Source organism: Priestia sp. SB1, from assembly GCF_038898415.1.
Genome location: NZ_JBBJSS010000007.1, coordinates 293,161 through 313,939 on the forward strand (window position 1 = coordinate 293,161; position 20,779 = coordinate 313,939).

The 20,779-nt window shown below is 38.2% G+C and carries 17 protein-coding genes; 6 read left to right on the top strand and 11 right to left on the bottom strand.

Features of this window, described 5'->3' with window-relative positions; genetic code table 11:
• Genes WKH56_RS25765 through WKH56_RS25785 form a run of 5 tightly spaced genes read left to right on the top strand, consistent with a single transcriptional unit; the run spans position 1 to position 5,311 of the window.
• The gene (locus WKH56_RS25765) at positions 1-1,716 is read left to right on the top strand and encodes a DUF6020 family protein (RefSeq protein ID WP_230683517.1); all 1,716 of its coding nucleotides are present in this window, start codon (positions 1-3) and stop codon (positions 1,714-1,716) included.
• Positions 1,716-2,051 carry an EamA family transporter gene (locus WKH56_RS25770; protein WP_013059873.1) on the top strand — a complete coding sequence of 112 codons (336 nt, stop codon included), beginning with the start codon at positions 1,716-1,718 and terminating at the stop codon, positions 2,049-2,051. Before WKH56_RS25765 ends, WKH56_RS25770 begins: the two co-directional genes overlap by 1 nt.
• Positions 2,044-2,376, top strand: a complete 333-nt coding sequence (locus WKH56_RS25775; protein WP_014457712.1) for an EamA family transporter — start codon at positions 2,044-2,046, stop codon at positions 2,374-2,376. Before WKH56_RS25770 ends, WKH56_RS25775 begins: the two co-directional genes overlap by 8 nt.
• A 30-nt stretch (positions 2,377-2,406) precedes the next feature.
• On the top strand, positions 2,407-3,909 hold the full coding sequence (gene murJ, locus WKH56_RS25780; protein WP_013059875.1) for a murein biosynthesis integral membrane protein MurJ: 1,503 nt from the start codon (positions 2,407-2,409) through the stop codon (positions 3,907-3,909).
• A 25-nt stretch (positions 3,910-3,934) separates the two neighbouring features.
• Positions 3,935-5,311 carry an O-antigen ligase family protein gene (locus WKH56_RS25785; RefSeq protein WP_028411945.1) on the top strand — a complete coding sequence of 459 codons (1,377 nt, stop codon included), beginning with the start codon at positions 3,935-3,937 and terminating at the stop codon, positions 5,309-5,311.
• 28 nt (positions 5,312-5,339) lie between these two features.
• On the opposite strand, the gene WKH56_RS25790 is transcribed toward WKH56_RS25785, so the two are convergent.
• The 9 genes from WKH56_RS25790 to WKH56_RS25830 all read right to left on the bottom strand — a co-directional run bounded on the left by WKH56_RS25790 (position 5,340) and on the right by WKH56_RS25830 (position 16,790).
• Positions 5,340-7,139 (bottom strand): cation:proton antiporter, encoded by a 1,800-nt coding sequence (locus tag WKH56_RS25790; RefSeq protein WP_168761670.1) that lies wholly within the window; start codon positions 7,137-7,139, stop codon positions 5,340-5,342.
• 225 nt (positions 7,140-7,364) lie between these two features.
• Positions 7,365-9,110 carry a thiol reductant ABC exporter subunit CydC gene (gene cydC, locus WKH56_RS25795; protein WP_310884139.1) on the bottom strand — a complete coding sequence of 582 codons (1,746 nt, stop codon included), beginning with the start codon at positions 9,108-9,110 and terminating at the stop codon, positions 7,365-7,367.
• Positions 9,110-10,822: a thiol reductant ABC exporter subunit CydD gene (gene cydD / locus WKH56_RS25800; protein WP_063248442.1), complete on the bottom strand. Its 1,713-nt coding sequence runs from the start codon at positions 10,820-10,822 to the stop codon at positions 9,110-9,112. Before cydD ends, cydC begins: the two co-directional genes overlap by 1 nt.
• Positions 10,822-11,838 (bottom strand): cytochrome d ubiquinol oxidase subunit II, encoded by a 1,017-nt coding sequence (gene cydB, locus WKH56_RS25805; RefSeq protein WP_028411941.1) that lies wholly within the window; start codon positions 11,836-11,838, stop codon positions 10,822-10,824. The genes cydD and cydB overlap by 1 nt, the downstream gene beginning before the upstream one ends.
• Entirely contained in the window at positions 11,825-13,231 is a 1,407-nt protein-coding gene (locus tag WKH56_RS25810; RefSeq protein WP_048021678.1) for a cytochrome ubiquinol oxidase subunit I, read from the bottom strand. Before WKH56_RS25810 ends, cydB begins: the two co-directional genes overlap by 14 nt.
• A 300-nt stretch (positions 13,232-13,531) precedes the next feature.
• A complete protein-coding gene (locus WKH56_RS25815; protein WP_013059882.1) occupies positions 13,532-13,987 on the bottom strand; it encodes a threonine/serine exporter family protein in 456 nt (151 codons plus the stop codon).
• A gap of 14 nt (positions 13,988-14,001) precedes the next feature.
• Positions 14,002-14,763, bottom strand: a complete 762-nt coding sequence (locus WKH56_RS25820) for a threonine/serine exporter family protein (protein ID WP_013085528.1) — start codon at positions 14,761-14,763, stop codon at positions 14,002-14,004.
• A gap of 144 nt (positions 14,764-14,907) precedes the next feature.
• Entirely contained in the window at positions 14,908-15,918 is a 1,011-nt protein-coding gene (locus WKH56_RS25825) for a LacI family DNA-binding transcriptional regulator (RefSeq protein WP_048021676.1), read from the bottom strand.
• 95 nt (positions 15,919-16,013) lie between these two features.
• On the bottom strand, positions 16,014-16,790 hold the full coding sequence (locus WKH56_RS25830) for an alpha/beta hydrolase (protein ID WP_047749562.1): 777 nt from the start codon (positions 16,788-16,790) through the stop codon (positions 16,014-16,016).
• Positions 16,791-16,981: 191 nt separating this feature from the next.
• Here WKH56_RS25830 and WKH56_RS25835 point away from each other — a divergent pair, with 191 nt between their 5' ends.
• Entirely contained in the window at positions 16,982-18,367 is a 1,386-nt protein-coding gene (locus WKH56_RS25835; RefSeq protein WP_048021674.1) for a sugar porter family MFS transporter, read from the top strand.
• Between the two features lie 273 nt (positions 18,368-18,640).
• Here the strand turns inward: WKH56_RS25835 and WKH56_RS25840 are convergent, their stop codons facing one another.
• A complete protein-coding gene (locus tag WKH56_RS25840; RefSeq protein ID WP_034263707.1) occupies positions 18,641-19,885 on the bottom strand; it encodes a glutamate-5-semialdehyde dehydrogenase in 1,245 nt (414 codons plus the stop codon).
• Positions 19,882-20,706: a glutamate 5-kinase gene (gene proB / locus WKH56_RS25845; RefSeq protein ID WP_048021671.1), complete on the bottom strand. Its 825-nt coding sequence runs from the start codon at positions 20,704-20,706 to the stop codon at positions 19,882-19,884. The genes WKH56_RS25840 and proB overlap by 4 nt, the downstream gene beginning before the upstream one ends.
• Positions 20,707-20,779 lie beyond the last annotated feature (73 nt).

The following is a 20,779-nucleotide window of genomic DNA, read 5'->3' on the forward strand; positions in this document are numbered from 1 at the left end:
ATGAAGAATAAAAAAAGTATTTTACTGCTTACAGTAACAGCTTTAATTATTCTTATCGGTTTAAGTATTGGTAATCCAGACGGTGTTCACTATCTTTCCCTTTTTGCTGCACTTGTATTTACCATCATAAGCTCTATTTTTATTTATAAAAATAGAGCTTATGCTTCATTTAAACCGCTAGAATGGCTATTGCTGATTGTTTTTTCGTTTATCGTACAGTTTTCACTTTTAGATAACTTACATATGACGAGCTCAACTATTTTTTCACTCGTTTTGTATGCCATCAGCCGTACTTTATTGGCAATGCTGCTGACGGCCGCTGTACTCAGCGCTATCAAACAGATAAACGATTTTCACTACACATTTGCACACCCAAAGCGTTATCTAGGAATTGTTACGATTCTTATTTTAACTGTTAGTCTATATTACTGGTTCGCCTTTTTCCCAGCGGCCATGACTCCTGATTCATTAGCACAGTGGAGACAGGCACATAACGGAGAATTTAACGATTGGCACCCTATTATGATTACTTGGCTTATTATGCTGCTGACAAAAATATGGGATAACCCAGGAATTGTAGCGTTCACGCAAATTGTTGTTGTAGTGAGCATATACGCCTATACATTTGACTTTTTCATTAAACGCAAAGCACATCCTGTTATGATTGGACTTTTAACAGCTATTATTGTCATTATTCCAAGCTTTTTAATCTTTTCAATTATTATTTGGAAAGACATTTTATACAGTGCTTTTCTGCTGTTTTTTACGGTTAACATTGCAAAAATTTATCTGTCAAAAGGCGCTTGGGTTAAAAGTAAAGCGAGCTTTTTCTTACTTTTACTTTCCGCATTTGGAGTAGCTTTCTTTAGACATAATGGTTTTCCTGTATTTGTTTTGACTTTCCTTTTAATGATTGTCTTATTCAGAAAAAATTGGAAACCTCTTGTCACGATTTTCTTAGTCGTCTTTATTTTACAAAAGATTGTTACAGGCCCTGTGTTCACGTGGCTTGATGTAAAACCTTCAGATCCAAATGAAGCTTTGTCTATTCCAACTCAACAAATTGCAAACATCATTTCAAATGATGGAGAGATGTCAAAAGAAGAGCGCGAATATTTTAATAAAGTGCTCCCTATTGAATTGTGGAAAGAAAAGTATAATCCATACAAAAGCGATCCAATTAAATTCACGTGGAAATACTACGACCGCGAGTTTATTTTTAATGATTTAGGCCTTTACTTTAAGAACTATGCTAGCATTGTCATCAAAAATCCTTATCTAGCAACGGAAGGCTTTCTCAAACAAACAGCTTTAGTATGGCAAATCAATCCTTTTAAAGATGGCTACACGGATACGTACGTAACCAACATTTATTACGGCAATGATTTAGGTCTTAAAAATAAAGTAATCGAGCCGTTTATTACACATACTGCCAATGCTTACTTAGCTATTTTTAAGCACCCTGTTTTTACATTCTTATGGAAACCAGCTTTTTATCACTGTGTCATTTTATTATTTTCATTAATGCTAGTGATTCGAAGAGGAATTACGTCCCTTATTATTGTCATTCCTTGGGCACTTAACACGCTTTCTGTTCTTGCGGCACTGCCGGCTCAAGATTTTCGATATTTATTAGCAAGCGTATTTGTGTCTTTCTTCTTTATTGGTCTTCCTTTTATCCGATTTGATCAGAAAGAAAAGGATGTGACCTCCTGATGGAGAGCAATTATAACAAAAAGCTAGGAATCACACTCATTATCGTGGCTTCCCTGTTTACAGCTGTTGGACAACTTTTTTGGAAGTTGTCCGAAGCTTCATTTAACTTAAATTTAATTATTGGTTTTTTCCTTTATGGATTAGGAGCGGTGTTTATGATTGCCGCTTTTAAATTTGAAAGAGTTTCCTTGCTTCATCCATTTTTAAGCCTAGGATATGTCATCAGCATCGCTCTTGGTTTCTTTCTATTAAATGAAACCATTAGCCCTATGAAGCTGGTCGGTACTCTTATTATTATCGTAGGTGTAATTTTAGTAGGTGGCCAAGATGAATAGTATCCCACTTTTAATTATTATGACTCTTTTAGGTTCAGTTGGCGCTGTCTTTTTCAAGTATATTTCTACGTATTTAAATGAAAAAAAGATAAAGCTAGCGCTTATTTGTTTTGTGGGTGGCGGCCTTTTTTACGGGGCGGCAGCTCTGCTTAATGTGTATGTTTTAACGCTGTTACCTTATTCTATTGTATTTCCGCTCACGTCTATTACGTATATTTGGACATTAACATTCGGTTACTTTTTAATTAAAGAAAAAGTTACAACAAAACAAGTTATCGGCTGTATTCTTCTAATTGTCGGATGCTTCTTTATTGCTAATAGTTGATGAGATAACTTGAAAAGGTAGGAGTTTCGCATGAAAAACTTAAAATTCGCGAGCATTTTACTGCTCATATCAACATTATTTTTGAAATTTTCTAGTATGATTCGTGATTTAGTTATTGCTAACTATTTCGGTACAAGTTATATTGTCGATTCATACAACGCAGCAATGATTATTCCAAATGCTTTTATTTTATTTATGTTAACGGGGATGAAGGATGCGTTTATTCCTAGTTATTTACGTTATGAAAAAGAAAATAAAGGAAAGGTTCATTTGACTAATATTGTTAAATCAACCTTTCTTATTTGTTTCATTATTTCGGTTCTCGGATCAATTGCGGCTTTCTTTTACTTTCCCGCTTCGTATTCTAATTTTTCTAAAGCAGCAATTGAACTAGGAATTTATACGGGCGTTATGTACTTCTTATCTCTTTCACTAGTTGGAGTGAATGCCGTATACGAAGGTGTATTTGATGCACGAAGTCAATATTCTTTCTCTGTGTTTTCTCAAACAGTTGTTGTATTATTTACAATTTTAAGTACAATCCTATTACATTCAATTATGGGCGGCTATGCAATTGCTCTTGGCTATTTTATAGGAACTATTGCTTCTTTCTTAATTAAAGTTGTCTATTTTAAACCGCAGCATCTGCTGTTATGGAAGCAAAAAATTGACCGTGATGAAGTGGTGGCTTTTTATAAAGTATTCATCCCTGTTGGTGTAACCATTATGGTCGGTCAAATTAATTTAACTGTCAACTTCTTCTTTGCCGGTTCCTTTGGTGAGGGCGTTATTTCATACTTGAATTATGCTTTCAGACTTGTAAGTATTCCCCAGGCAATATTCGGGGTTACGGTCGCAACCATTATTTATCCGCTGATTGCAAGAGCCATTTCTGAAAAAGATGAAGAGCGCTTTAAATCAGGAATTGAAAAAGGGATTACGTTTATGCTGATGCTGCTGATTCCGACGATTGTTATCATGATCTTTTATATGAAAGACATTGTAATGATTGCTTACCAGCGCGGTGCATTTGACGCACATTCGACGTTAAAAACAACGGATGTATCTTATTATTACCTAGGTTCGGTGTTTTTCTATTCCCTGCAAGCTGTTCTTGCAAAAGGATTTTATTCTCTTCAAAAAGGTTATCTTATTATGAGAGCAGGCTTATTATCCATTGTGTTAAATATCATCTTTAACATGATTTTCACTAAATTTATGGGATACCAAGGATTAGCACTTTCCATGTCAGTAGTTGCCTTTTTCTATACGGCTATCGTATTCGTTATGCTGGCAAAACAAATCAATCACTTCCATTACGGATATCTAGTGAAAGAAACAGGAAAAATTCTTTTAGCTTCCGTACCTGTTGCGATCGTCATGTTCTTCTTAAAGGACATCGCATTTTTGAATTCATTACATGTTATCTTACGATTTGGTATTGTCTGTATTGCAGGTGGTTTAGTATACTTAATGTCGACGCTATTATGCAGAGTAGAAGGTGTTATGCTTTTAGTTAAAAGAAAACGTTAATTCACGTAAAACAGGAGAGTACTATATGAAGAACACATACTGGTTATTTTTTCTGTTCGTTGGTTTTATTTCAATTCAGCCGATTATTGATATGCTAACGACGTACATGGTTTTGAACATGGATAGTGGTCTCTCAATTGGGGTTGTTATTCGCTTTCTATATATGATTTTTGCAGGTGTCCTACTTTTAGTGTTTGCCAAACAATCAAAATGGGCTAGATATTCGATTATCTACCTTATTGTTTTTGCACTCTTTCTTGGACTCAACATCTACTTAAATCATCAATGGAAAGATCCTTATTATATTGGGCAAGAAATTAAATTTTTCAATAAAGTTGTTTATATGAACGTTACGCTGCTTGGAATGATTGTGATGTTTTCACATTATCGATCATCTGTGGATGTAAAAAGAATACTGAGCAAAAACTTATTAACTGCTTCACTCATCATCAGTATTGTTTTTATCGGTACAATGCTAACGGGTACAGCACTAGAGAGTTATCAGTATAATAAAATTGGGTTTAAAGGCTGGTTTTATGCAGCGAATGAGCTAGGCGCAACCATTGCTATTTTGCTTCCTCTCACACTGCTTTTAGCTTTAGATAAAGTACGTTCGTTTTCAAAAGCTTATTACTGGATTCCTTTTATCTTGTTAGCCGTTTCGTCCATCATGCTTGGAACGAAAGTAGGCTTAGGTGCCGTTATTCTTTCTTTAGTTGTAGCAACAGTTGTCTTATTTGCTAAATTATTTACGAATAAACGCAGCTTAATTAAAGCCAACTTAGTAATCTCAATTCTGCTTTTAATTGTAACCGGAGCAACTACTCCGATTTCTCCAGCTTATAAAAACACATATACGCACATCGATATGTTAGAGGCTAAAAAAGAGAAAACAAAGCAAGAAAAGCCGGAAAAGAAAGAAAAAGAAAAGCCGGCTAAAAAGAAAAAACAAAAGGAATCAAATTTAGATGATAAAGATATTCAAAATCTGATTCTAAGCAGCCGTGAGCAATTCTTAGCTCATCATAAGGAAGAGTATGCAAAAGCACCTATTGCACGAAAAATGATAGGTATGGGCTTTTCTGGTGACTATACAAAACAGCTTCCGCCAAAGATGATTGAAATGGATTTTTATGATTTGTTTTTCTCTTTAGGTATCATTGGATTTTTACTATGGGTTCTTCCACTTCTAGTAGTTGGTTTAACCGTATTGGTTCGATTATTTAAAGAGCCATCACAGCTTCTTGATGAAAGCTTTATGATGTATAGTACAGCAATTGTATTAGCTCTTGGAATTGCTTTTGTAGCTGGGCATGTCTTTACAGCACCAGCCGTTACCATCTATTTTGCAGCAGCTGCTGCTTATCTGTTCGTCATTCATTTTAAACAAAGACAAGCATAAAAAAACAGGCCATTAACGGCCTGTTTTTTTATCTTTTTAATGGCTGAAGGCTTAACACCGTATCGCCCGCATTGACGTTTATTTCTTGATCATGAGCAAAAAAACTCAATGCCTTTCCTTGCGTACTCACTGCTAGTAAAAGAGAATCATCGCTTTTCTCCTCAAGATATGTTTCGTACGTATATTCATCCGTGATTTTTGTATTGTAAATCGTATATCCATGCTCCATTTTATGATGCAGAAACTCCCACGTAATGCCTTTCTTAAAGAGCATACGTCCTCTTACTGTATGCATAATTTCATCAACATCTTCTCTTGAATCTTCTTGGTCACGAATGCTCAATTGAAAAACATTGTTCCGTCCCATATCTTGAAGAAAGGCAGTACAAACAAGCGCATTATATGCATCTAACTCAGTTGCAGCAATCACATATTCATAAGGAGTTAAGTCTAGATGATATTCCGTTTGCTCAGCTAGTACTTCTCCGTGATAAACATTTACCTCCGCTCTGCGCGCAACTCTTAACCGCTCCCACGAAGAATCAGCAACTAATACTGGATAGCCCAGCTGTTTTAACTTCGTTGCAAAGGCAACCGTAAAATCATTGCTTCCCACAAGCAAAATACCGGGTTCTTCGCCAATCGATAAATCCAGCTTTTTAGCTAGCCATGAAAGGGAAAAACCGTGTGCACAAACCGTAGCAAACACTAAAGCAAATGTCAGCGTTGTTAAGATCGAAGCATCTTTAAATCCTTCATCAATTAGTACTTTCGCAAAGTAGCTTGAGACCGTTAACGCCACAATTCCGCGCGGGGCAATCCAGCCAATCAGTATTTTTTCTTTTATAGATAAATCTGTGCCTACCGTTGATAAAAAGATGGAGACAGGTCTGACAATAAACAGCATAAGTAAAACAAACAAAATAATATTCCAATGAAAAATTTCAGTAATGGTCTTCATCGTCAGTCCAGCCGTTAACATGATAAAAATAGTAGAAGTTAATAGAACCGAAATATTCTCTTTAAAGTGTCGCATATCACTAATAGACGAAATATGCATATTAGCAAGGGTAATCCCCATCGCTGTTACTGCTAGAAGACCTGTTTCATGCTTAATTTCATCAGCTACTGTAAAGCAGGCAATAACGACAATAAATACGACCGGAGATTTTAAATACTCTGGAATATGCCCCTTTTGAAACATCCATCCTATTCCGCGGCCAAGAATCCATCCTATTAAAACGGCAATAATAGAGGCTACGAAGAAAAAGAGAATTGTTTTTCCACTCACTTCTCTCAGCACTAAAAATTGAACAATTTCAAACGAAAAAACGGCCAACAGTGCACCAAATGGATCGACAATAATACCTTCCCATTTTAAAATCGCTGCTGGTTTTGGTTTTAATTTAGCTTGTCGTAAAAGAGGTAAAATTACGGTTGGACCCGTCACAATAAAAAGCCCTCCGATAACAATTGCCACCGCCCAGGATAAATCCGCTATATAATGAGCAGCTAAAGAGCCTAACATCCAAGCTAGCATGGCTCCCAGTGTCACAATGCGAAACACGGGCTTTTCGATTCCTCTTACCTCTCTCATGTCTAAGTTCAAGCTGCCTTCAAATAAAATAACAGCTACAGCAATCGATACAAAAGGATCAAAAAGCTGAGCAAACTGTGCTTTAGGATCAATTAAACCTAAAATAGGGCCTGTTAGCAGTCCGATAATCGACATCACGACAATTGCTGGTAGCTTAAATCTCCAAGCCAGCCACTGAGATAGAACTCCTAGTCCCACTACAAGTGTGATATGTACAAGCATAGGTTCCATTGTATCTTCCTTCTCTCGTTCGCATAATGTGTATATATTTTCCCTAAAATAAACCGATGTTATACAGGAAGAAACAAACACTACCTTGTTTTACCACTTTTTCAAAAATGCTAAACGCCTCTCCCCTCTTTGAATCCAAGCTATTTTCCTTCGTTCGACACATATCTTACTCATGTTTGTCGAATTTCACTTTAGTATAAAATAGTAAAAAGCCTTTAGCTGCTGCTAAAGGCTTTTTGCCGGATGATCCAATTCATATAGCTTTTGATAGTGACTGTTCGTAGCAAGTAATTCCTCATGCGTTCCGCGAATGGCTATCTTTCCATCTTGTAGGAATAAGATTTCATCCATCTTTTCCATCCCAACTAAATTATGTGTAACCCAAATTAAAGTTTTGTCGTGAAGAGTTTCAAAGATAGTGGATAACAAACGCTTTTCAGTCACGGTATCCAACCCTGCAGTTGGCTCATCCAGCATAACAATTGGCGTACGCTGAAGTAGAACACGTGCTAACGCAATCCGCTGACGTTCTCCTCCTGAAAAGCGCTGACCTGTTTCGAGCATGGACGTTTGATATCCTTGATGCAAACCTTCCACAAGGGAGTGCATATTGACTTGCTTCATTGCCCCAATTACCTCTTCTTTTGTAGCCTCTTCATTAGCTAGTAATAAATTGTTTGCTACGCTTGTATTAAATAAATAAGGATTTTGATTTAATACAGAGATGAGTTTTGGTACATCTTCACGAACTTCAGCAACAGACTGACCGTTTAGTTGAACTGTACCTTCTGTAGGCAATAAGGAGCCTTGCAGCAGCTTTAACAGAGTCGACTTTCCAGCTCCGCTCTTGCCAAGAATCGCAATTTTTTTCCCTTGCTCGACTTGAAATGAAAGATCATGAATGACTGACTCTTCCTCATTGCTATAGCGAAAGCTTACATGCTCGACTTTTAAGCTAACCGAGTCCCATGAACCTTTGTAAGGTAGGGAAAGAGTATGTTTTTTCTTTTCATTCACAGATCCCCAGTTCTTTTCCATTTCCTGCACTCTATTTAATGACTCTTCAAATTGAGGAATTTTTTCTACTGCATTAGATACCGGCAGCAGTGCTTCAGATAAAGGAAATACTACTAAAATAAAAGCAGCAATAAAAACACCTGCAAGCTCTTTGTCTGCAAAAAGAGAAGCCCCAAACCAAATCATTGTGACAATTAAACCTGCTACAATAACTTGGCCAATCAATTCTCGGTAATACGTCCATAGTTTAAGCTTACGATCCATGCGGTCTAGCTCATCTTCTGTTTTGTTATACGAATGAAAAAATGACTGCTGCTGACCGCTTAACACCCAATCAGCAACTCCTAAAAACCCGTCTGTGACCTTAGCATATAACTGTGCTTTGCTTGATTTATATCGCTGATTGGCCGCTTTCATATGCCAAAGGGAAAAAAGCGGCATCACTACTACTAATAAAAATAAATAGATGGCAATCAAACATGCAAACTTTAGGCTAAAGAATCCTAAAGCTACAATCGAAATAACGTATAAAATAACAGCTGAGATTGTTGGAAGAATGGTACGCAAGAACAAGTCTTGTAAACTTTCAATATCTTCAGCGAGAACCGCTAAAACATCTCCCGTTCGATAGCGGGATGTAGCAACTAACGGTTCAATCAAATGATAAAGACGTGTACGCATCTTAGCTAAAATGCGAAGAATAAAATCGTGACTAACAAGACGCTCCGCATAACGAAAGGCGGCTCGACTTAAACCAAATGTACGCACAAGCACAATGGGAACGTACACCAGTAAGATTGTTTCTGGACGTAAGGAAGAAGCTGAAATCAAGTAACCTGATGTGAACATTAGCGCACAAGCAGAACCAATCGTTAACAAGCTTAGTAATAAGATAGAAAAGATACGATATTTATACGTTTTAAAGTAGGGCCATATCCAACTTTTATATTTCATCATATCTCCTCCTCTTCATGTAAAAATTGATAGTAAGCTCCTTTTTTTCGAATCAGTTCTTGATGATTGCCGACTTCTGCAACCTTTCCGTTCTCTATTACAACAATGAGGTCCATATCTTTCATCCAATGCAGACGGTGCGTAGCTAAAATAAATAACTTGTCTTGAAACATCGTTAAGATATCTTGCTTTAATTCATATTCCGTTTCAATATCTACTTGCGCCGTTGGTTCATCAAGCATAATAATAGGGCGATCGCTCAGAAACGCCCTAGCTAGGGCAATCCTTTGAGCTTGGCCGCCGCTAAGCTGCCGTCCTCCATCTCCTATCACTTCATTTTCCTTCTTAGGCATCTGTTGAATCGTAGATAAAAGTCCTGCTTTCGTGAAAGCATCTTCATAATCATAAGAACCGCCTCTATCCTGATAAAATTCAATATTTTCTTTCACTGTTCCATTAAAAATAAATGGGTGCTGAGGGATATACGTAATCTGCTTTTGCCAAGCATCTGAGCGTAAATCAACCGGCACGCCGTTTACTTCAGCAGACCCTTCTGTAAATTGTACAAAGCCGCTCAGTATATCAATAAGCGTCGATTTTCCAGCTCCGCTTTTTCCTATAATCCCAATTTTTTTACTTCCTTTAACATGAAGTGACACATCTTCAAGAGAAGGCGGCTGCTCTTCGTCATATTTTAAGGTGATATGACGCAATTGAATTTCACTGTTTTCCGTCCAATCAGGGACATCTTCTTCTTTAGCCGACGGTTTTTCAGCCTGCTTTACAATCTTAATTAATGCATCTCCAGATTCTTTTCCGTCTAATGTTGCATGATAATCGTTTCCGACTTCCCGTATCGGCAGGAAGTATTCAGGCGCCAGCAATAAAATCATAAGTGCAGGCTCTAACGTCATCGAACCGTTCACTAGCCGCAAACCGAGCATAACAGCCACGATGGCTACAGATAACATCGTAAAGAAATCTAAAGCAAACGTAGATAAAAAAGCAATTCGGAGCGTTCCCATTGTCGCTTTTCGATAGCGGTCACTGACTCTTCCAATCGTTTCAGCATGCTCCTTACTTTTCCCGAGAAATGTTAACGTTTCTAATCCTCGAAGCGAATCTACAAAGTGATTGGACAGCACATGATACGTCTCCCATTGGCTATCTATTTTTTTCTGGGCAGCCAGTCCAAGTAAAATCATAAATAAAATTAAAATGGGCATAGTTACAAGCAAAATAATGCCTGAAAGCTGATCTTGATACCAAACGAAAGCGAGCACTAGCCAAGGTGTAACGCTGATGGCGGCCAGTTTAGGCAAAAACAGCTCAAGATAAGCGCGAAGCTTCTGTAGGCCTGTGGTGATGAGCGTCACCAAGTTTCCTGTCCCTTCATTTTTGGTAAAGCGCGGTCCGAGTGCAAAAATGCTTTTCATGACCGTCAAACGAAGTTCCTGAGTCGTTTTGACTCCAAATTGATATGCTGTTTTTTTCACTATAAAACTTACGATCTGACGAACCATAAAGGCAGACAAAAACAATCCGATTGCTTTTGTCTGCGAAGTTAAACTTTCACCATGAAAAAGAGCAGTAATTACTTCGGCAAGCCACTTAGCTTGAAAAATAATGGCTACACTTTGAATAGTAATAAGCCCTATTAACACGGCAAGAACCATTTTTATTCCGTTGTAAACCATTAAATTTCTACCCATTAGTACTCCATATGCTCCTTATGATCTACACGTTTTCTAAAAACGTAGTAGCTCCAAATTTGATAACCTAACACAAAAGGCAGTAACGCAATAGCAGCGTAAGACATAATTTTCAAGGAATAATTCCCTGATGCTGCATTATGAATCGTTAAACTATAGCTTTCATTGACTGAACTAACCAAAACGGTTGGAAACAATCCTGCAAATATAGAGGAAATTGATAAAATTAAAATTAAGCCAGACATAGCAAAGGCCCATCCGTCTTTTTTCCGTGTAAGGAAAAATCCTGCTAGTAAATACACGAAAATACCGATAAAAAATGTGTATAGCATCAAGCGGCTATGATTGCTGAATAAATTTGTTTCAAAAAACGTCATGCCTGAAAAAATAAGAAGCAGCAAGGCATTAACAGGCAAAAGCTTCATGGCAACTTTTCGTGAACGATCTCTAATGTCATCCATCGTACGGATCGTCGCAAAAATAAGTCCGTGCCATAAGCAAAGCATCGTTAGCGTCACGCCGCCCGTTATGGTATATAGATTCACAATATCCGAAAAGCCGGCATTCATTTGCATGTTGCGCTCAACAGGCAATCCTTTCATTAGTGCTGAAAATAAGATGCCGAAAATGAGCGGTGGAAAAAGACTTCCAAAGAAGATAACCCAATCCCACGCATTTTTCCACGCTTGTTTTTCAACTTTTCCTCGAAATTCAAATGCTACACCGCGTCCGATAAGCGAAAGCAACAGAAGAACAAAAAGAACATATGACCCGCTTAATAGCGTTGCATACCAGTTTGGAAAAGCGGCAAACATAGCACCGATTGCTGAAATTAACCAAACTTCATTTGCATCCCAAAAAGGACCGATTGTATTAATAAAAGCTCGTCGCTCTAAGTCGTTTCTTCCTAAAAAGCGAGACACCATTCCAATCCCAAAATCAAAGCCTTCTAAAAAGATAAAACCAACAAACAGAATGGATACTAGCAAATACCAGAATTCATTAAGAGAAAACATTGTATCCCTCCTTTGTAAACGGATCAGTTGATGTTACTTTTGTATGTGCTTCGTGATCGTGATCTGGACCTTTTTTAATTTCTTTAACGAACAAGAACACCATAATCACAGCTAAAATTAAGTAAAAGAACGAAAACGAGATAATAGAAAATAGCAATTCGCCTGCTGTTACACCAGGAGACACGGCATCTTCGGTTTTCATATAGCCAAATACAACCCAAGGCTGACGGCCAATCTCTGTCATAATCCAACCTGCTGAGCTTCCAAGGAACGGAAAGGCGATGGCAATCGTCATAATACGTAAAAATAGTTTGCTTTCTTGAAGTTTTTTACGAGAAAGCAAGTACGTACCCCAAATGCCTAATGCACATAATACGCCACCTAGACCAGCCATAATGCGGAAACTCCAAAACGTTGTTCGAACGGGTGGAATATAATTTCCTTCTCCATATTTCGCCGTATACTGCTGCTGCAGCTCATTCATTCCAGGAACGGAGCCTGAAAACTTACCGTATGATAAGAAGCTTAATAAGTAAGGTATTTTGATTTCACTCGTATTTTTCTTTTCATCAGGGTGAATATTTGCTGTTACTGTCCAAGCACCTGGACTTCCGCTGTTTTCCCATAATCCTTCACTTGCGGCCATTTTCATCGGCTGTGTTTTAACTAAATATCCGGCCTGTTCATGCCCAGATAGTGCAATTCCTACACCTGAAACTAGCCCTACAAGGATAGCAACTTGAAATGATTTTTTAGCAAAAACCACATGTTTTTTCTTCAAGAGCATAACAGCGCTGACACCCGTGATAAAAAAGGCGCCTGTTGCAAACGAACCTAAAATTGTATGAGGGAATTCGACCCACAGCTGACCGTTCGTTAATAATTTAAAGAAGTCATTCATTTCCAAACGGCCATTATTTAGCTCCATTCCGACCGGATGCTGCATAAAAGAATTAGCCGTTAAAATAAAGAACGCTGAAAAGATAGTACCTAGACTAACAAGCCAAATACATAGACAGTGCAGCCATTTAGGCAAACGATCCCACCCGAAAATCCACAGCCCGAGGAACGTGGACTCCATAAAAAACGCTAGCAGTGCTTCAATAGCAAGCGGCGCACCAAATACATCTCCTACAAATCTTGAGTACTCTGACCAGTTCATGCCAAACTGAAATTCTTGTAAAATACCTGTTACGACTCCGACAGCAAAGTTAATCAGGAATAAGTGCCCCCAAAACTTTGCCATCTTTTTATACTGTTCATCTTTTTTTACTACGTACATCGTTTCCATGATCGCTACTAAAAAGACAAGGCCGATAGACAGCGGTACAAAGATAAAATGAAACAGCGTCGTTGATGCAAATTGAATACGTGATAGTATGACTGTATCCATCTTCTTTCTCCTTTCATATATAAGAACATTCATCATTTCCATAGATACTTTGCTCATTCCTGAGCATCTTTTACTTATATTGTGAAACATTGAGCATAACAATTCGAGAAATATGCTCAACATTTCACAAACATATGTAATGTCTCTCTTTCTATTTACATAGTATAGTCTATTTTTTTAGCTGTGCACGTACATTTTTTGAACGTTTTTAGACTAAAACGTGACTTTCTTGTGACAAAAAAGGGCAGGATCTCTTTATTTTTTCATGAAAAAAGCACGCTCTGATTTGAGCTTGCTTCTCTACGGTCGATATTTTGCTTTCGCATTTAATTTAGATTGACGAATGATTTGGTTAATGACTTCAGAAAATACAATACCAATGGCAATTGAACCTGAAATCATAAAGGCTTTTGCTGCAAGACTAATCGCTTCATTATAATTATTTTCTACAAAGTTACGCATGGCATCGTATGCTGTTCCCCCTGGAACGAGCGGAATAATACCTGCTACCGTGAAAATAATGATCGGCGTACGATAAATTTTTGCGTAAATTTGACTAATAATAGCAATAAAAAAGGCCGATGCTACAGTGCTTGGAATTTCATCTACACCATAGAACGTTAGCAAATAGTAAATGAGCCAGCCAATCATTCCGACAAAGCCACTTTTTAATAATGATTCACGTGGAACATTAAAAATAATCCCAAACGCTGCTGAAGCAATAAAACTTGTAATTATCTGCTCTACGATATGCATATGATGCCTCCCTTCTATAGAAGCGTAAATACAATGGCAATACCTGCACCAATAGCAAATGCCGTCAGAAACGCTTCTGCTCCTTTTGATAATCCAGACAGTAAATGTCCCGCCATTAAATCTCGCACTGCATTGGTAATCGATAACCCAGGAACGAGAGGCATAACGGATCCAATAATAATTTTATCAATTTGCGTTCCTAGTCCTGAAGCGACTAAAAGAGCTGATAAAAGTCCAATAACTAACGAAGCGGTAAACTCAGCAAAAAAGCGAATCGGAATAAGACGGTGGAAATACACCACGGTTAAAAATCCGAGACCTCCTGAAAACATCGCTGGAATAAAGTCCGTCCATAAACCTTGAAACATGATTAAAAAGCATCCGCTAGAAATGGATGCAGCTGCAAGTTGAACCCATAGTGGAAAAGCTACGTTCGTTGCTTCAATTTCTTGTAGCATTTCATACGCTTCCTCCAAGGAGATGTTTCCTTGACTGATGGTTCTTGAGACGCTATTTACCATAGTTACTTTTTTTAAATCGGTCGTTCGTTCGGAAATACGAATTAACTTCGTTTTCGTCGGTTCTTTCGTTTCAAGTGAAAACATAATCCCTGTTGGCGTCACATAGCTGTGGGATTTTTTTATACCGTAAGACGCTGCAATCCGCATCATTGTGTCTTCTACTCGATACGTTTCTGCTCCGCTTTCTAACATAATTTTACCTGCTAGTAAGCTAACGTCCATAATTTCATATTTATCTAATTTTTGTTGTGTCATCAAATCGCTCCAAACATATTAAAGCTTGGTTTTTTCCCCTACAGCATACAGTGTATAAGAAAGAGGGAAGTGGACGCAATGGTTAATGCAAAAAAGTGTGGACTTTTTGTCTCACACTTTCAGGAATAGTATATACATTCCTTATCAATTCATACGTTTTGTGGTCTCACGCTCTACTAATACAGGTGCCATTTTATACTGTACCTGATCTATTTCTTGCTGATCCTGAATTTGCTGAAGTAAGAGGTTTACTGCTTTTTCAGCCATTTTTTCCATCGGTTGACGGATGGTTGTTAGCGGAGGTTGCGCTTCACTAGCTTCTGTAATATCATCAAACCCTATAACAGACAAATCCGCTGGAACGTGAAGTCCGTTTTGCCACGCACAGTGTATCACTTTCAGAGCAATGTAATCCGTAGCACAAATAAGCGCAGTTGGGGGCTCTGGATGATGAGCTAGCTCATTTATAAACTGATATAGTTCATCTGAGTTATTCATATCTTCTTTCACAAACTTTGCGTTTGCTGACGGTACATATTGATAAAAAAGAGACAGACGGTGCTCCACTCCGCTTACAGCTTTTCCAACGAACCCGATATTATTATGGCCAAGGTCCGTTAAGTGAGCAACAGCTAATTGCATTCCCACCGCATCATCTACATGTACAATTGGCCAAAGTGCAGAAGAGCCGTCTCCTGTAAGAGAAACGTAAGGCGTTTGATATTGTTTTAATACGTCTACAAACGGATGCGGAGCGGCTACATAATCTAATAAAATGACTCCATCAAACCAATGATTCATCATCACATTTAATTGACGCTCAGCCGTTGTTTCTTGGTAATCCGTATGGCCAATAAGAACGTCCATCCCTCGACTTTGAACTTGCTGCTGTACCTTTTTTAACAGCTCGATTAAAAATGGGTCTTTTAAATCTCTAATTAATATCCCGATAATCCCTGTTTTTTGGGCCCGCAGAGCTGCCGCAAATGGATTTGTCTGATACCCTAAATGAGCTGCTGCTTTTAGTACTTTTTGTTTTGTTTTTTCACTGATTTTAATTTTACCGTCTTTATTATTGAAGATTCTTGATACCGTAGCTAATGAAACACCCGCTTCTTTTGCTACTTCTGTAATCGTGACTTTTTTTCTCCCCATTCGTACCGACTCCTATTTCCTTTTAGTCTATCGACCAAGTAAACATTTTTCTTTATTATACTACTAGAAGTCGGAACCACCCAAAACTACCTTCCCTACTTTTCACTAAACAGCCACTTTAACACATCTTGAATTTTTTGATCCCAATATGCCCAGTCGTGACTTCCTTTTCCTTCTTCATATGTAAAACAAATAGGCTCTTGCTTACATCGCTCGGAAAAACGTTTATTTTCCTGATATAAAAAATCTTCCGTTCCACAGCATTGATAAATACGCGGAGTCACTTCTCCATAGCGCCGGCGATTTTCAAGCAGCCAGAAAAGATCATCCTCAGGTCTAATAACAGGCGGCATGCCAAAAATCAAAGGATAATCTAGGAACTGAACTTCCCCTCGCTCTCCAAGCCCTTCAATGTCCATCACTCCTGATAAACTGGCAGCTGCAGAAAATTGATGTGGTTTGCGAAACGCCCATTTTAAAGCGCCGTACCCTCCCATAGAAAGACCAGCCACAAAATTATCTTCTCTTTTTTCCGATAACGGAAAGAATGACCTAGCCAATTGAGGAAGTTCTTCTGTTACAAACGTCCAATACTTCTTTCCATAAGCCATATCTCTATAAAAGCTACGATCTACATTTGGCATTACAACTGCAAGTCCTAATTCTGATGCGTAGCGTTCAATCGAAGTTCTTCTCATCCATATCGTATGATCATCAGAAAGACCGTGTAATAAATAGAGCGTAGGGTGTTTCTCACTTCTTGTATTAGTTTGTAAACCAATCTGAGATTTTGTTTGCTGCGGTATCAAAACGTTCATTGAAGTACTTATTTGCAATACTTCTGAAAAAAAATCACATTGAATAAACGCCATATTTCTCTTCCCCCTTACTTTTTCTTCCCTATTGATTGATAACAAAACGTACATAATTCATATAAAAGTTAAAAAATAGTTTGATTATTTACAATTTTTAGTTTAACATAAAAACATCTTTTATGAAAACGTTTTACGTATAACGTTTTTTTAAATTAAAATAGTGAACGCGATTCAAAGGAGGAATTTATATGGGGATAGTAAAAGTAACTTCTGACGAGTATAAAGAGCAAAAAGGAAATCTATTTTTTGTTATTTTCATTTCATGTGCAGCTGCTTTTGGAGGGTTACTTTACGGCTATGACACAGCCGTCATTTCAGGGGCTATTGGATTGATGGAAGTGCATTTTAATCTCAGTCCAACGATGGTAGGTTTTGTTGTATCCAGTTTGCTGCTCGGGGGTGCCGTTGGGGTACTTTCTTCAGGAAAACTGAGTGATCGATTCGGTAGAAAAGGTATCTTGCTTTTAGCAGCTTCTTTATTTATCGTATCCGCAATTATGCAAGCGCTATCTTCAACCATCTCTTTTGTGATTATTTCTCGAATTATTGGAGGGCTAGGCATTGGTATGGCCTCCGTTCTTTCTATTACCTATATTTCTGAAATAGCCCCTCCGCACATGCGCGGCCGCTTAGGCTCTCTTTATCAATTTGCTGTTGCCGTTGGGATTGTTTCTGTCTATTTTGTAAATGACTACATTTTATCTATTGGAGAAGACGCATGGCAGAATTCCACAGGATGGCGCTACATTATCGGTGCTTCTGGGATTCCAGCTCTTTTATTTCTTCTTATCCTTTCTCCTGTTCCTGAAAGTCCGAGGTGGCTAGTAAAAGCAAACCGCACTGTAGAAGCTATGGACATTTTAATTAAAATCAATGGTACACACATTGCACGCCAAGAGCTGTATCATATTGAGCAATCGTTAAAAGAAAATCAACCGGCTTCTCTTTCGCTTTTTAAAGAGGCAGGCCTTCGAAAAGCGTTGCTTATTGGTATTCTACTTGCAGCCTTTCAACAGCTTGTCGGAATCAATGCCATTATTTATTACGCCCCGCAAGTTTTTGAAGCAGCTGGAGCTAGAGGAGATTTATCGCTCCTTGTTACGTCTATGATTGGTGTAGCTGCCTTTTTAGGCGTTCTTTGTTCCATGTGGCTTATCGACCGGATTGGCCGCAAAGCTTTATTACTTATTGGCACAGCCGGTATGGCCGTTACGCAGCTTCTCGTTTCTTTTGGATTTCATTCACAGGGTACTGAAGGCTTGACTACTAGTTTACTTATTGTTTTTTATTTATTTCTTTTTAATATTTCTATGGGGCCTGTTGTATGGGTTGTGATTTCTGAAATTTTTCCTAATCATGCGAGAGGCTATGCAATGTCTATTTCTACCTTTTTCTTGTGGATAGCTAATTGGTTTGTGTCTCAGTTTTTTCCTATTCTTTGGAACAAAGCTGGAGGATCTTTTACCTTTTTATCTTTTATGATTATGTGTATCGCTTCATTTTTGTTTATATGGAAGTGGGTTCCAGAAACAAAAGGAAAGTCACTTGAAGAAATTGAACATATATGGAAGTAAGGGAAGAGGTTGGGGTATATCTAAATGAATCCAATCTAAAGAAAAACAAATGGGATACATGAGCTAAACGGCTTATGACACCGTAGTTGATTTCCGTGCAAGACTTCGCTTTCCGCGGGAGTCTTCATCTCGCCCTCCAATCAACTACTAGAAGAATTTAAACAGATGAAAACTATGTTCACCCTAACAAAAAAACCGAACCACTAATCAAAAATTTTGATCAATGGTTCGGTTTTACTTTGTCTAAAATACTTTCGTCCCAGCCTCTTCTTTTTATCGAATTTGTCCATCTCCGTAAATAATATATTTTAATGTTGTTAATTCCTTTAATCCCATTGGTCCACGCGCATGAAGCTTTTGTGTACTAATTCCGATTTCTGCCCCGAAACCAAACTCTTCTCCGTCCGTAAACCTCGTCGAAGCATTCACATAAACAGCAGCTGAATTAACGCGCTGTAAAAAACGCTGAGCATGAGCATAATTTGTTGTTACAATCGCTTCAGAATGATGTGAACTATGAACATTAATATGGGAAATCGCTTCATCGATATCATCTACGATTTTAACTGCCATGATGAAATCCAAATATTCTTTCTTCCAATCCTCATCCCCTGCTGGAACAAGATCTGGAACGATTGTGAGCGCACGTTCATCACCGCGTACTTCTACATCTTTCTCTCGTAGCGCTTGAACAATAATCGGCAAAAATTCATGAGCCGCCCGTTCATGAATAATCAGCTTTTCGGCTGAGTTGCACACCGCTGGACGAGATGTTTTTGCATTAATGACAATACTGGCTGCCATGTCACGGTCATATTCTTCATCAACATAAATGTGGCAGTTCCCGGTTCCTGTCTCAATAACAGGAACCGTTGCATTTTTTACCACCGCTTCAATTAAACCAGCACCGCCTCGAGGAATTAATACATCGATATATTCATTTAGCTTCATTAACTCCAGTGCTGTTTCTCTCGACGTATCTTCAATAAGCTGTACGCTATGCTCAGGAAATCCTGCACTTGCCGCAGCTTGGGATAATACAGAAACAATCGCTTGATTCGAATGAAATGCCTCACTGCCTCCGCGCAAAATAACCGCATTTCCTGCTTTTAAGCATAAGCCTGCTGCATCACATGTAACGTTTGGACGCGCTTCATAAATAATTCCTATGACACCAATAGGTACACGCTGCTGCCCAATTTGTAAGCCATTTGGTCGTTTAGCCATAGACAGCACTTCTCCTACCGGATCTGCAAGCGCAGCTACTTGGCGCAGGCCGTCTGCCATTCCATGAATCCGCCCTTCATTTAAAGATAGGCGATCCAACATCGCTTTTGACGTGCCTTTTTGAACGGCTTTTTCTACGTCTAATTCATTTGCTTTTAAAATTGTCTCTTGTTGATCCAATAGAGCAGCCGCCATTTTATAAAGTGCCTGCTGTTTTTGTTCGCTCGTTACATTTCCTAAGAAATAAGAGGCTTCTTTTGCCTGCTTTCCTTTAAGCTGCAATTCACTCATTTCATTACTCCTTCAGCTTGTTTTAAGAATAACGTTCCAATTTCTTGGCCTTCAATAATATCTCGCAAAATACTTGGTTCTTTCCCATTTGCTAGGATTAAGCTCACGCCTGCACTTGTAGCTGTTTTAGCAGCGGTCAGTTTTGTGACCATTCCGCCTGTTCCAACGTCAGTTCCACTATCTCCAGCAAAATTCTCAAGCTCCGGCGTGATGCCATCTATTACTTTCATTAATTTAGAGTTAGGGTTTTTTGTGGGATCTGAATCAAAGAAACCGTCAATATCAGATAAAATAACAAGTAAATCTGCGTGAATCAAAACTGAAACAATGGCGGATAAATTATCGTTATCTCCAAAACGCACGATGTTTTCAATCTCATCGATGGCAACTGTATCGTTTTCATTCACAATAGGAATCACTTTGTCTTCAATTAATTTTTCAAACGTGTTCACAACGTTATTGCGCACATGTTCATCTTCGATTACATCTTTTGTTAACAGTACTTGACCAACAATGTGACTATACTCACCAAAGAATTTACTATAGATATGCATAAGCTCACACTGCCCGACAGAGGCTGCTGCTTGTTTTTCTCGAATAGAAGTTGGTTTTTCTTTTAACTTTAGTTTTTTTACTCCCACTTGAACGGCACCTGATGTAACAAGCACAACTTCTTTTCCTGCATTCATTAAATCAGATAAAACACGCGCTAGTTTTTCAATGCGTGCTAAGTTAATATCTCCGTTATCATAGGTCAACGTAGATGTCCCTACTTTGACTACGATACGCTTGCTATTTTGTAACTCTTGACGATGCTTCACTCATTTCATCTCCCTAACTAAAAACACCTAAATGCGTACTAATTTTTTTAAAAATTATAGCAGAGATTATGTG